A 13,145-nucleotide genomic window follows, 5' to 3' on the forward strand; every position below is an offset into this window, starting at 1 on the left:
CCGTGCCGGTCGCTGCGGCCGCCAGTCCAGGGGTCGGGACCGCTAGTCCAAGTCGATGTGGTCCCCGCCGGACTTGCCTTCGTCCGTGCGGTCGTCGTCCGCCGTCCACCGCTTCTCGTGGCCCTGGACCGCGCTGCGGTAGGCGGCGAGGAGCTCGGATCCGGCGGCTGCGAGGTGGTCGAACACATCGGGATTGCGCTGGATGACGGGTTCGACGACCGATTTCGCCTGGTTGATCAGCTGGTTGACGGCGCCTTGGGCGGCCATCCCGGCGATCGGGGTCTGCAGCCCGGACAGCTTCTCGCTCACCGCGTCGACCAGGCGCCGCAGTTCCTCGGCGGCGGATCCGGGCGGTGTGCCGTACTGGGCGCGGCGCCGGGCCCGCTCGGCGGCGAGGTCCTCGGCACAGGCCTTCTCCCATGCGTCGTCGTCGACCGCTCGGGGCTGGTCGGCGGGGCGCTCGGTGTCGCTCATGGCGGGCTCCTGCGGCGGTCGGACGGTACGTGGCTGCGTACCTTCGACGGTACCCGAACGGCGGTACGCGGATCAGGGTGTGGCCGGTACGGGATCAGCCGGCCGGACGGTGGGCGGGCTGCCGCCGGACGTCGGACGAGCGGCTCCCGGGCTCGGGCTGTCCCGCTCCCGCGCTCAGGACAAGCGGCTCCCGGGCTCGGACTCTCCCGCTCCCGGACTCAGGTCGTCTGCCGCCCCTGCGGCCACAGGCCCGGGTCCGGCGTGAACCGGATGCCCAGCTCGCCGTCCGCGAGCCCGGCGCCGGAGACGGTGCAGCGGCGCAGTGCTGACGGCAGCGGCACGATCCGGCGGAACTCCCCCGCGGTGACGGCGAGTTCGTCCCCGCGCCGTACGAGATCGAGCTCCTCGCGTACGGCGCCGGGCAGCGGTATCCGCCACACGAGGATGCCGTCGTCGGCGAGGCGGTCGTCTATCGGCCAGGTCTCCTGGGGCGCCACGTGTCCCGGGGCCGGGACACCGAGCGCGGCCAGGTCGTCGCCGCCGCGGGGATCGCGTCCGAGGTGGGCGACCTCCGCCACGGGCAGTCCGTCGCCGCGCCACTGCGCGAGGACCTTGTCCTGCTGGGCGGCGAGGCCCGCGAGCCAGGGGTCGGCGGAGCCCCCCGGCAGGACGCGGTTGGCGAGGACGCTCTCGGTCCTGAGCCCGTACAGCGCAAGCCCCATGGCGGCGGTCCGCACGGCGTCGGCGCCCGCGGGGCCGGGCTCCGCGACGATCCGTACGGCGGTGTCCTCGCTCTCGATCACGGCCTGCACGCCGGCGAGATGCGCATCCCACCGGGCGGCCGACTCGTACAGCCACTGCGCGGGCATGGGCACGCCCGCGAGCTGGGCGAGCATGGGCCGCAGCGCACGCGCGGCCTGGCGCTCGGGCGGCAGCAGCCGGCGGACGTAGCGGCGCAGCTGGGCCGGGAGCGCGAGGGCCGCCAGGGCCTGCGCGGTGGGCGGCAGATCGACCACGACCAGGTCGTACGGACCCAGCTGCGCCTCGCCCACCGCCCTGAGCAGGGCGAGTTCCGCGGCCCCGGGCAGCGGCGTCAGCTCGTCGTCGTCGAGCCGCCGGGCCCCGAACAGGTCGAGGGCCGTGGCGGCACGCTCCTGGAGCGCGAGCAGCTCGGCGCGGAAGTGCCGCGCGGGGTCCACCGCCTTGACGGTCACCCCGTCCACGCCGTGCGGGTCGTCACCGAGCAGCAGGGTCCGGGACCCCTGCGCCGCGGCGGCCTGTGCGGTGGCCGCGGCGACGGTGGTACGACCGGCACCACCGGGTCCGGTGACAAAGAGGGTGCGCAAGAGAACCAGCCCGTCCGGCGTTCGAGGACATCCGAGCGAAGCTCGGATACGGGGTCTGGGGCGCAGCCCCAGTTTCGGGAAGGGGCGGGGTGGGGGAAGAAGCCCGCCGCAGGCGCCGCACCCCGCAGACAGAAGTGGACCCGCGCCCTACTTGGGGCCCGCCTCCACCCGCTTCTTCAGACCCGCAAGCGCCCGGTCGATGATGACCTTCTCCGCCTTGCGCTTGATCATCCCGAGCATCGGGATCTTCACGTCGACGGTGAGCTTGTACGTGACCTCGGTGCCCTTGCCCGCAGGCGCGAGCACATAGCTGCCGTCGAGCGCCCGCAGCATCTGGGACTTGACCAGCGTCCAGCTGACCTCGTTGTCCCCGGTCCAGGTGTAGCCGAGCACCTGGTCGTCCTTGATCGCGCCGGCGTCCATGACCAGACGCACCTGCTCGGCCCGCCCCGCGGCGTCGGTCTCGAGCACCTCCGCCTGCTTCACCTCGCCGGTCCAGTCGGGGTAGCGGGCGAAGTCGGCGATCACCGCCATGACCTCGGCGGGCGAGGCCTCGATCGTGATGCTCGAGCTGGTGTGTTCCGCCATCGCCGTGGCTCCTCCAGTACTGGCCGAAATGCAAGGGACGAGCGGGGTGGGCCCGCCGCCGTGAAGGCTACCGCGCCGGAGCGCACCCGGGTCCTGCCGCCTCGGCTGCCGGGACGGATCGGCCGCCGGGAGCGGCCGGGCTCACCGTTCCACCGCCGCCGGCAGCGGCCGGGCTCACCACTCCAGCGCCCACGGCCTGCCGGATCCCGCGAAGTGCCCGACGTTGACGCACTCCGTGACGCCGATCCGCATCCGGCGCACCAGCGGCTGGTGCACATGCCCGAAGAGGGCGTACCGGGGCCGGGTCCGCCGTATCGCCTCCAGGAGCGCGACGCTGCCGCGCTCGAAGCGCCGCGCCACCGTGTCGTACACGAGCTCCGGCACCTCCGGCGGGATGTGCGTGCACAGCACGTCCACCTCGCCGACCGCCTCGATCTTCGCCGCGTACTCCTCGTCGTCGATCTCGTACGGGGTGCGCATGGGCGTCCTGAGTCCGCCGCCGACGAAGCCGAAGACGAGGCCCCCGATCTCCACCCGCTCGCCGTCGAGAACGGTGGTGCCCGGGCCCGCGTACTCCTTCCACAGGCGGGGGATGTCGACATTGCCGTACGTCGCGTACGTCGGGGTCGGCAAGGCCGCGAACATCTCGGCGTATTGCCTGCGTACCGCGCTCTCGATCGCCGCGTTGCGGTCGATCCCCTGCCAGAGCGAGGCACCGAAGGCGCGGGCCTCCTCGAAACGGCGTTCCGTGCGCAGCTCGACGAGCCGCGTGGCGTTCTCCGCGCCGAAGAGGTCGGGGAAGATGCCGCGCGAGTGGTCGGCGTAATCGAGGAAGAGCACCAGGTCACCGAGGCAGACGAGGGCGTCGGCGCCCTCGCCCGCGCGGGCGAGCGCCTCGGTGTTGCCGTGTACGTCGCTGACCACATGCACTCGCATGCCGATCACCCTAGAACCCCGGGCCGCGGCCTGGTAGACCACACCAGTCCCCCACGGAACCCCCACCGGACCTGCGGTTACTTCCGAGTCGCCGGAAGCGTCGACTACTGTGCGAAGTGCAACGCCTTGTCGTGTGACGCAGCGAACATCTGGCCCGGCCCCCCTATCGGAGAAGCCGTACCGATGGGTAACGTCCGGGCAGTCCAGTCGTGCTCCCGTGTCTTCGCACCAGCCCAGGCACCCGAGCACCTGCCCGATCTTGGACCGCACCGTCGCAGCACACAACGTCGTGGCGCCGGCGCCCTATGAGGAGCAGCAGTCTTGCGCGAGTTCAGCCTTCCGGCCCTTTACGAGGTCCCCGCGGACGGCAATCTGACCGACATCGTCCACCGCAACGCCACGCAGCACCCTGACGTCGCGGTCATCGGACGCAAGGTGAACGGCACTTGGCAGGACGTCACGGCCAGAGACTTCTACGCCGAGGTGCGTGCCGCGGCCAAGGGCCTCATCGCCTCCGGCGTGCAGCCCGGCGACCGCGTCGGCCTGATGTCCCGTACGCGCTACGAGTGGACGCTGCTCGACTTCGCGATCTGGAGCGCGGGCGCGGTCACGGTCCCCGTGTACGAGACGAGCTCGCCCGAGCAGATCCAGTGGATCCTCGGCGACTCGGGCGCGGTCGGCTGCTTCGTGGAGCTGGACGCCCACGCCGAGGCGGTCGGGTCCGTACGCGACCGGCTCCCCGCGCTGGCGAACGTCTGGCAGATCGAGGGCGGCGGCCTGGACGGCCTGCGCGCCGCGGGCGCCGAGGTCACCGACGAGACCGTCGACGAGCGCTCGGCCGTGGCGAAGGCCGACGACCCGGCGACGATCGTCTACACCTCGGGCACCACCGGCCGCCCCAAGGGCTGTGTACTCACCCACCGCAGCTTCTTCGCGGAGTGCGGCAACGTGGTGGAGCGCCTTCGCCCCCTGTTCCGTACGGGCGAGTGCTCGGTCCTGCTGTTCCTGCCGCTCGCGCATGTCTTCGGGCGCCTGGTGCAGGTCGCGCCCATGATGGCGCCCATCAAGCTCGGTCACGTACCGGACATCAAGCACCTCACGGACGAACTGGCTTCGTTCCGGCCGACGTTGATCCTCGGCGTCCCGCGCGTCTTCGAGAAGGTCTACAACTCGGCGCGCGCCAAGGCGCAGGCGGACGGCAAGGGCAAGATCTTCGACAAGGCGGCGGACACGGCGATCGCGTACAGCCGCGCGCTCGACACCCCGTCCGGCCCGTCGCTCGGCCTCAAGCTGAAGCACAAGGCCTTCGACAAGCTCGTCTTCAGCAAGCTGCGCGCGGTGCTCGGCGGCCGCGGCGAGTACGCGATCTCGGGCGGCGCCCCGCTCGGCGAGCGGCTCGGCCACTTCTTCCGCGGCATCGGCTTCACGGTCCTCGAGGGCTACGGCCTCACCGAGTCGTGCGCCGCGACCGCGTTCAACCCCTGGGACCGCCAGAAGATCGGCACGGTCGGCCAGCCGCTGCCCGGCTCGGTCGTGCGGATCGCCGACGACGGCGAAGTCCTGCTGCACGGTGAGCACTTGTTCGCGGGCTACTGGAACAACGAGGGCGCGACCGCGGAGGCGCTTGCCGACGGCTGGTTCCACACCGGGGACATCGGCACGCTCGACGAGGACGGCTATCTCGCGATCACCGGCCGCAAGAAGGAGATCATCGTCACGGCCGGCGGCAAGAACGTCGCGCCCGCGGTGATCGAGGACCGGATCCGCGCGCACGCCCTGGTCGCCGAGTGCATGGTGGTCGGCGACGGCCGTCCGTTCGTGGGCGCCCTGGTCACCCTCGACGAGGAGTTCCTGGCCCGCTGGGCCGCCGAGCACGGCAAGGCCTCGGTCGAGGCGGCGGACCTGCGCAAGGACCCCGAGCTGCTCGCCACGATCCAGGGCGCGGTGGACGACGGCAACGCGGCGGTCTCGAAGGCCGAGTCCGTACGCAAGTTCCGCATCCTCGCCTCCCAGTTCTCGGAGGAGTCGGGCCATCTGACGCCGTCCCTGAAGCTGAAGCGGAACGTCGTGGCGAAGGACTTCGCGGACGAGATCGAGGCGATCTACCGGGGCTGATTCCCCGCAGGGCATACGGAGTGGGGGGCCCCCCCGCCCCGGGGGGGGGCCCCCCCCGCGGGGGGGGGCCCCCCCACTCCGTATGCCCTGCTCCCCGTATGCCCTAGAGCAGTTCCTTCAGCTTCTCCGCCAGCAGATCCCAGCGCCACTTCTCCTCGACCCACTGCCGCCCCCGCGTCCCCATCCGGGCCCGCAGCTCGGGGTCGAGCAGCAGCGCGACGACCCGCTCCGCGGACTCCTCTGCGGAGCCGCCCCGCACCACCCACCCGGTCTCCCCGTCGAGCACCGCGTCCGGCGCCCCGCCCGAGTCACCGGCGACGACGGGCAGTCCGGTGGCGGAGGCCTCCAGGTAGACGATGCCGAGGCCCTCGACGTCGAGGCCGCCGCGCCGCGTACGGCACGGCATGGCGAACACATCGCCCGCCCCGTAGTGCGCGGGCAGTTCGCTCCACGGCACGGACCCGGTGAAGTGCACGGACCCGGCGACCCCGGTCTCCGCGGCCAGCTTGCGCAGATCCTTCTCGTACGGGCCGCCGCCCACGATGAGCAGCACCGCGTCCGGCACCTTCGCCAGGATCAGCGGCATGGCCTCGATCAGCGTGTCCTGCCCCTTGCGCGGCACGAGCCGCGAGACGCAGACGATCACCGGCCGGTCGCTGAACCCGAGCCGGGCCCGCACCTCGGCCCCGCCCGAGCCCGGGTGGAAGGTCTTCTCGTCGACGCCGGGCGGCAGTTGCACCATGCGCGCCGCGGCCTCGGGGGTGAGCGCCGCGGCGATACGCGACCGCGTGTACTCCCCGAGATAGGTGATCGTGTCCGTCGACTCGCCGATCCTGCGAAGCAGTTGCCGCGATGCGGGCAGCTGGGCCCAGCCCGCCTCGTGCCCGTGGGTGGTGGCGACCAGCCGGGTCGCACCCGCCTTGCGCAGCGCCCCGCCCATCAGGCCGAGCGGCGCGGCCGCGCCGAACCACACCGACGTACAGCCGTGCTCCTCAAGCAGCGAGACGGCCCGCCGGGTGACGCGCGGGGTCGGCAGAAGCATCGTCGTACGGTCCCGTACGACCTTGAAGGGCTGCTCCGCGTCGAAGGCGGCGGTCGCCTCGGCGCCTTCGTGGCCGCGCTTCCAGGTGGAGGCGTAGACGACGATCTGCTCGGGGTCCAGACGCAGCGCCATGTTGTGCAGGAAGGCCTGGATGCCACCGGGGCGGGGCGGGAAGTCGTTCGTGACGATCAGGGTCTTGTGCATCGACGCCGACAGTAGCCGAAGGCGCCCGGGCCCGCGCCGCGGCCACCGCCGGTCGCGCCTCACCCCCGGCCCCGCCGCTGCCACCCGGTCGTCGCGCCTCACCCCTTCCCCCGCGCGCCGACGGCATCATGACTGCCCATAACTCGGCACAAATACGGGCAAGGCACACATGACGTCCGCTCAGCGACCCGATCTTCTCCGCACGCTCGCACAACTCCCCCTGACGGTCCGGCTCCTGGCCGTCTGGCTGCCCACGCGCGCCCTGCTGCTGCTCTGGGTCTTCAAGGTGTTCACAGCCCCGGGTCCCGACGTCACCGGCGATGTCGAGGTCATCTACCAGAGCTGGTTCGAGATCCTGCGCACCGGAACGTTCCCGCTGGACGATGTCACCTGGCAGTACCCGCCGGCCGCCGCGCTCCCGGTCCTGGCGCCCGCGCTGCTGCCGTTCCTCGCATACACCTCTGCCTTCTTCGTCCTCGCGTTCGTCACGGACGCGGTGGTGCTCGGACTCCTCCGGTACGCGGCGGGCCGGCCCGGCAAGTCGGCAGCGGGCGCCTGGGTGTGGGTCGCCGGGGTGCCGCTGCTCGGCCCGACCGCGTACGCCCGCTACGACCTGTTCGTCACCGCGGTCGCCGTGACCGCCCTGCTCGCGGGCGCCCGGCACGCCCGCACGCAAGGCGCCCTGGTCGCGCTCGGCGCCCTGCTCAAGGTCTGGCCCGCGCTGCTCCTGATCGGCACTCCTCCCGCGCGCGCCACCCGCCAGGCCTGGACCACCGCGGTGGCGACGGCGCTCGCCCTGACCCTGGCGTTCACGGTGACGATGCCGGGCGCGCTCGCCTTCCTCGGCTTCCAGCGCGACCGCGGCACGGAGGTCGAATCGCTCGGCGCGCTGCCCTTCCATGTGGCCCGCCACTTGGGCTGGCCCGGCCTCATGCAGCTCAACTACGGCTCGGTGGAATTCCTCGGCCCGTACGTCCCGTTCGTCACCACCGCCGCCCAGGCGCTCACGGCGGCGGCCTTCGGCTGGCTGCTCCTGTGGCGGGTGCGGGCCCGCGTCTGGGCGCCGTCCACGCCCGCGGACGCGGCGTTCACCGCGGTGCTCCTGTTCACGGTCACGAGCCGGGTGATCAGCCCGCAGTATCTGCTGTGGCTGGTGGGCCTGGCCGCGGTCTGCCTGATCTTCCGTACGAGCCGGATGCGCGGGCCCGCGCTGCTCACCCTGGCGGCGACGGGGGTCACATTCCTGGAGTTCCCGATCTGGTTCTCGCACGTGGCGGCGAGCGACCTCTGGGGCATCACGCTCCTGTCCGTGCGCAACGGGCTGCTCGTGGCGGCCACGCTGCTCGCCGCCCGGCGGCTGTGGCGGCAGACCGTCGCCGAACCGCGTGAGCGCGCGGGCCTGCCGGCTCAGGCGGCACGCGAGAAGACCGGCGCCGGCATCTGACGCACGCGCCGCACGAGCAGCCCGAGCGCGGCGCACTGCACCGCCGCCGCGAGCCCCATCGCCAGGGCCACACCGGCGAGGCCGAGCCCTGACAGGGCGTACGCGAGCGGCAGTTGGACCAGGGCGCCAAGGGCGGTGATCCGCAGCAGCCGGGCGCTGTGCCCGCTGCCTTCGAGGACACCGCCGAGCGCGATGAAGCAGGCGAGCAGGACCAGATACGGACCCAGGCAGCGCAGGAACACGGCCCCCTGCCCCGCCACTTCGGGCCCGGCCCCGAAGGCGGCGAGCACCGCGGGGGCGCCCGCGCACAGCAGCCCGGCCGCGAGAGTGCCGAGCGTGCCGGCCACCAACAGGGTCTGCCGCCCGACGAGTCGGTACCCCTCGCGCCCCTCGAGCTCCCCGCCGAGAAGGTGCGCGGTGTGGATCGCGGCGGCCTGCCGTACGGCATAGAAGGCCATGGTGGCCACGTACATCGCCTTGGTGGCGATCCCGTACGCGGCGACGGAGGCCACTCCGAGCCGCCCGACGACCGCGACCAGGGCGAGCGTCGCCGCCATCCGCAGCAGGAAGTCCGCGCCCATCGGCAGCCCGGTCCGCAGCGTGCGCAGCGCCGCGCGGACCACCGCCACCCTCGGTCCCGCCGTACGGTGCCGGCGCAGCACGAGCAGTCCGCAGCACAGGGCGACCGCACGGCCGAGCGCCATGGCGAGTGCCGCGCCCTGGATGCCGTACGCGTCGATGAGCAGCGGATCGAGCACAAGAATCAGCCCGCCCGCGAGCAGCGCGAGGCGCATCGGAGTGCGGGTGTCTCCGCCGCCCTTGAGGACCGCGTCCAGCTGGAGCTGGGCGAAGAGCAGTGCGGAGCCGGGCAGCGAGATCGCGAAGTAGGCGGCGGCGAGAGCGACTTCGGGCCCCTCGGCCCCGCCGAGTACGAGCGCGGCGATCGGTTCGCGCAGCAGGAACCCGCCGACCGCCACGGCCGGCGCGAGCACCGCGCACACCGCCCAGCCGCCGGTGACCGCCCCGCGCCGCGCGGCCGTGTCGCCCGCCCCTCGGGCGTGCGCCACCAGGACCGTCGTACCGGAGCCGCCGATCAGGGCGAGGCCGAGCAGCAGGTTCTCGACGTTGGTCGCGACGGCCACGGCGGCGACGGCGGAGCCGCCGAGCCGGGCGACCCAGATCATCGTGACGATGCCTGCGGCGACCGAGGCGAGCAGTTCGAAGTAGACGGGATACGCGAGGGCCACGAGACGCCGCCTGTGCCCCCGCCCCTCTGTCACGTACTCGGCCGCCGCCTTGGCGTCTCGCATCCCAACCCCCTCGTTTCGCTATACCTCGAATCGAGGTACCTCGACGAGAGATACCATGGGGCTCGGGCGACCGGCAAGCTTGCGTGCGAGCCGAAGACGGAGCCGGCGGCGAAGCCGAAGACGAGGGCAGGGGACAGCGTGCTGGAACTGACGATCCTGGGCTTTCTCGGTGAACGCTCTTTGCACGGCTATGAGTTGAAGGCCCGCATCCAGGGCCTCAGCGGCCATGTCCGCCCGGTCAGCGACGGCGCGCTCTACCCCGCGCTCAACCGCCTGGTGAAGGCGGGAAAGCTCGACCAGCGCACGGAACCGGGCACCGGGGCCGTCCCGCGCCGCATCCTCTCGCTCACCCCCGAGGGCCGGGCCGAGCTGCACGAGCGGCTGCGTTCGCCGAAGGACGTGGACATCACCGACGGCCAGCGCTTCTTCACGCTGCTCGCCTTCCTCGGCCAACTGCCCGACCGCGCCGAGCAGGCCGCGGTGCTGCGGCGGCGCCAGGAGTTCCTCTCGGCGCCGGCGAGCTTCTTCTACGAGGACGGGACGCCGGTCAGGGCGGAGACCGAGCCCGACCTGTTCCGCCGGGGAATGCTGCGGATCGCCCGGGCCACCGGCACCGAGGAGAAGAAGTGGCTGACGGAGGCCATCGCGGAGCTGGAGTCCTGACGCGCCCCGCTTACGCCTCGCGGGCACCTGGATCCGCACGGCCGCCGGCTGACGGAACGGTGCGCCCGGCGGGTCGATCCGGGTGACGGGCATGTCACCGCGCACGTACTCCGTGTCTATGCGGATCGGGAACACGGGTCCTCCTGGGAAACGAGAAACGTGAGGGATTCAGCGGGCCACGAGGTCGGCCCCGCACAGATCCGGCGCGAGGAAGGGATGCAACTCGGCCCGGACGGCGTCGCGTTCGAGCAGGCCGTCGAGCACGCCCTGGTGCAGGGCGCAGACCACCTCGGGCGCCCTGCGGGCCAGATCGCGGTACGGGCACCCGTGCAGCAGGATCCGCTCGATGCCGGCCGGGGCGGGCACCGTTTCGGGACCGAAGCCGAGGCGCGCGGCGTGCCCGTGCACACGCTCGGCCGCCGGAGCGGGAGCCACGGTCCGAGCGAGGCGGCTGCCCCAGGTCCGTCCCGCGTCACGGGCGGAGGGCGCGCCGGCCGCGAGGGCGTCGACGAGGGCGCCCGCCAGGTCGCGGTGGGCACGGTCCTCGGCGCCGCCCCCGGGGAGGTCGGGCGCGGGCCTGCTCGCGATGGACGAGCTCACCGGCGCCACCGGTCTTTCGGCGGCCACGGTGCGGCACCATCCCGCCGCGCTCGCCGAGGCCGGAATGTGAGTCCTTACGTCAGCTCCTGCCGCACGTACTCCCGCCACTCCCCCGTGAACCGCTCCAGATCCGTGCCGAGCACCTCGTCGAGCGCGTCCTCCACCGCCCCGTCCCGCCGTTCGTGCGCGCCGACCGCCTTGTAGAAGGCGAGCAGTTTCTGTTCGCCCCACCGCTCGGCGATCAGCTTGCAGGCCAGCCAGCCGCCCTCGTACGCCTGGGCGAGCCGTGACGCGTTGCCCGCGAAGGCGAACTCGTCGTCCGCGGGCAGCGCGACGGGCTGCTCCGAGCGGTCGAGCGCCTGGTCGAGCTCCGGGGCCGCCTGCTGCGCCGTACGGCCGGAGCCGCGGTAGCCGAGCCAGTCGGCGAACCCCTCCGAGAACCACAGCGGAGTCGCCGGGGTGGTGGCGGTGCGCGTGGCGACATGGGTGGTCTCGTGCGTGAGCACCACCTGCTGTCCGAAGTCGCCCAGCACGTCGAACGCTTCGGGGTTGAGGATGATCCGGTCCGCCGGCGCCTCGCCGGACCCGCCCGCCTCGCCGGTGGTGACGGCGGCGATGCCCTGATAGCCGGAGGCGGGCGCGCCGAGCAGCTTGCCCATGGCGTCCAGGGACTGCGGCACGAGGACGACCACGCGCCCCGACCAGCCCTTGCCCCACACCTCCTGGACCGCGGGGACGGCCCGGTCCGCGAGATCCGCGTAACGGCGCAGTCTCTCGGTGCTGCGGCCGACGCCGAGTACGAGACTGTGCTGCCCCTGCACGACCTTGACCTCACCCTGCTCCCAGAGCTGCTCCGCGCCCTTGCTCCGGGGCCGGTCGGAGGCGACGCGCCAGGTGCCGTCCCCGCCGCGCAGCTTCAGAGTGCGTTCCGCGGTGATCGGGGCGAGGTCGTAACCGGTGATCCGGTACTGAAGCCGCACCGTGGCGGTCGCTTCGCCGCCGGCCGGCTCCAGGCGGATCAGCTCGTACTTCCAGGCGCTGAGCGGCACTTGGGCCAGATCGTCCAGCTCGTCGGCGTCCCCGTCGGCCTCGGTCGCCCGGAAGGCCCCGGCATCACCGGCGAGCACCGCGGCGGCCCTGCGCTCCAGGAGCTCCCTGACCGCCCGGTGGTCGGCAGGCTCGCTCGGCACCCCGGCACACCCGGCGAGCGCCGCCCCCACGACGAGCCCTGCAACCCCGGCTCTCACACGCCTTCGACCAGCCACATTCTCGATCGTACGGGGGGCCGGGCCGGTGCGGGACGCCTGCGCGAGGCGTCCCGCACCGGCCGGGCCCGTCCGTCAGACCCTCGTCACCGAGGAGATCGGCATCATTCCGACGGGGTCGTAGCGCACCGGAGCCCCGGGGTAGGGCGCGTGCACCACCTGGCCGTTGCCCATGTACATCCCGATATGGCTGGCGTCGTCGCGGTACGTCACCAGGTCGCCGGGCTGCGCCTCCGCGAGGGAGACCTGCCGCCCCGCGTAGCGCTGGGCCTGCGAGGTCCGCGGCAGGCCCACGCCCGCCTGCGAGTACGCCCACTGCGTCAGACCCGAGCAGTCGAACCCGTACGGTCCGCTGGCGCCCCACACGTACGGCCGCCCGACAGCCTGCCGGGCGGCGGCGATCGCGGACGCGGCCCGCGCGGAGGCGGGGGCGCCGCCGAGCGCGGGCATCTCGGTGCGGCCCGAGCGCGAAGCCCGGTCGAACGCGGCCCGTTCGGCACCCGGCAGGGAGTTCAGGAGCCGGCGCGCCTCGGCGAGCTTCTTCTCCACGATCCGCTTCTGCCGGGCCACGGTCTTGCGGGACTTCTCCAGTTCGGCCAGCTTGTGCTGCGCCTCGTCCCGCTGCTGCGCCAGCTTGCGCTGGGCCTCCTGGAGATCGGCGAGCCCGGCGGCGTGCCGCGCGCTGATCCGGTCGAGCGTGGCGGCCTTGTCCAGATACGTGTCCGGGTTCTCGGACAGCATCAGGGCGAGCGTCGGGTCGATCCCGCCGGAGCGGTACTGCGCGCCGGCGAGCGAACCGAGCGCGCCCCGCATGGTGTTGATCCGCTCCTGGCCGCGCGCGACCCGGTCCTTGGCCCGGTCGATCTGCTCGCGCAGCTTCCCGGCCTGCTCATCCGCCTTGTTGTACGCCTCCGTTGCCCGCTCGGCCTCCGCGTAGAGCCGGTCGACCTTGGCCCGGGTGCCGCCCGCGGGCTCCCCCGGGTCGGCGCCGGCCGGTGCGGTGGCGAGGGTCGCGGCGGCGGTGGCCATGGCCGCGGACAGGACGGTGACGCGGGCGCCCCGGTCGAAACCGGAGGATGCCTGACGGCGATGGGACCCCACGGGGTACGGCTCTCCTTCCTGCTGCCGCTGCCGCCCGCCCTCGTGAGCGGCGGGCTG

At 73.0% G+C, this 13,145-nt stretch carries 12 protein-coding genes; 3 read left to right on the plus strand and 9 right to left on the minus strand.

The genetic code is table 11. The features are described 5' to 3' along the window. Positions 1-42: 42 nt before the first annotated feature. The 4 genes from H9Y04_RS06760 to H9Y04_RS06775 all read right to left on the minus strand — a co-directional run bounded on the left by H9Y04_RS06760 (position 43) and on the right by H9Y04_RS06775 (position 3,344). The gene (locus tag H9Y04_RS06760; RefSeq protein WP_187812743.1) at positions 43-474 is read right to left on the minus strand and encodes a DUF5304 domain-containing protein; all 432 of its coding nucleotides are present in this window, start codon (positions 472-474) and stop codon (positions 43-45) included. 218 nt (positions 475-692) lie between these two features. Then, positions 693-1,820 carry an ArsA family ATPase gene (locus H9Y04_RS06765; RefSeq protein WP_187812744.1) on the minus strand — a complete coding sequence of 376 codons (1,128 nt, stop codon included), beginning with the start codon at positions 1,818-1,820 and terminating at the stop codon, positions 693-695. Between the two features lie 147 nt (positions 1,821-1,967). Beyond that, on the minus strand, positions 1,968-2,408 hold the full coding sequence (locus H9Y04_RS06770) for an SRPBCC family protein (protein ID WP_187812745.1): 441 nt from the start codon (positions 2,406-2,408) through the stop codon (positions 1,968-1,970). A gap of 174 nt (positions 2,409-2,582) precedes the next feature. Then, on the minus strand, positions 2,583-3,344 hold the full coding sequence (locus tag H9Y04_RS06775; RefSeq protein WP_187812746.1) for a metallophosphoesterase family protein: 762 nt from the start codon (positions 3,342-3,344) through the stop codon (positions 2,583-2,585). Positions 3,345-3,665: 321 nt separating this feature from the next. On the opposite strand from H9Y04_RS06775, the gene H9Y04_RS06780 reads away from it, so the two are divergent. Then, positions 3,666-5,459, plus strand: coding sequence for an AMP-dependent synthetase/ligase (locus H9Y04_RS06780; RefSeq protein WP_187812747.1), 1,794 nt, complete (start codon positions 3,666-3,668; stop codon positions 5,457-5,459). Positions 5,460-5,562: 103 nt separating this feature from the next. Here the strand turns inward: H9Y04_RS06780 and H9Y04_RS06785 are convergent, their stop codons facing one another. Beyond that, positions 5,563-6,705 (minus strand): glycosyltransferase family 4 protein, encoded by a 1,143-nt coding sequence (locus H9Y04_RS06785; protein WP_187812748.1) that lies wholly within the window; start codon positions 6,703-6,705, stop codon positions 5,563-5,565. A gap of 169 nt (positions 6,706-6,874) precedes the next feature. On the opposite strand from H9Y04_RS06785, the gene H9Y04_RS06790 reads away from it, so the two are divergent. Beyond that, the gene (locus tag H9Y04_RS06790) at positions 6,875-8,149 is read left to right on the plus strand and encodes a glycosyltransferase 87 family protein (protein ID WP_187812749.1); all 1,275 of its coding nucleotides are present in this window, start codon (positions 6,875-6,877) and stop codon (positions 8,147-8,149) included. Here the strand turns inward: H9Y04_RS06790 and H9Y04_RS06795 are convergent. Further along, positions 8,113-9,459 (minus strand): MATE family efflux transporter, encoded by a 1,347-nt coding sequence (locus tag H9Y04_RS06795; RefSeq protein ID WP_187812750.1) that lies wholly within the window; start codon positions 9,457-9,459, stop codon positions 8,113-8,115. The genes H9Y04_RS06790 and H9Y04_RS06795 overlap by 37 nt on opposite strands. 138 nt (positions 9,460-9,597) lie before the next feature. Between H9Y04_RS06795 and H9Y04_RS06800 the strand changes: the two genes are divergently transcribed. Then, on the plus strand, positions 9,598-10,122 hold the full coding sequence (locus tag H9Y04_RS06800; protein ID WP_187812751.1) for a PadR family transcriptional regulator: 525 nt from the start codon (positions 9,598-9,600) through the stop codon (positions 10,120-10,122). Between the two features lie 168 nt (positions 10,123-10,290). Here the strand turns inward: H9Y04_RS06800 and H9Y04_RS06805 are convergent, their stop codons facing one another. The 3 genes from H9Y04_RS06805 to H9Y04_RS06815 form a co-directional block, all read right to left on the minus strand. Further along, positions 10,291-10,749: a helix-turn-helix domain-containing protein gene (locus H9Y04_RS06805; RefSeq protein ID WP_187812752.1), complete on the minus strand. Its 459-nt coding sequence runs from the start codon at positions 10,747-10,749 to the stop codon at positions 10,291-10,293. Between the two features lie 47 nt (positions 10,750-10,796). Then, on the minus strand, positions 10,797-11,987 hold the full coding sequence (locus tag H9Y04_RS06810) for a hypothetical protein (RefSeq protein WP_187812753.1): 1,191 nt from the start codon (positions 11,985-11,987) through the stop codon (positions 10,797-10,799). Between the two features lie 75 nt (positions 11,988-12,062). Continuing rightward, the gene (locus tag H9Y04_RS06815; protein ID WP_187812754.1) at positions 12,063-13,088 is read right to left on the minus strand and encodes a C40 family peptidase; all 1,026 of its coding nucleotides are present in this window, start codon (positions 13,086-13,088) and stop codon (positions 12,063-12,065) included. Positions 13,089-13,145 lie beyond the last annotated feature (57 nt).

It is taken from the genome of Streptomyces polyasparticus (assembly GCF_014493765.1).
Classification (GTDB): domain Bacteria; phylum Actinomycetota; class Actinomycetes; order Streptomycetales; family Streptomycetaceae; genus Streptomyces; species Streptomyces polyasparticus.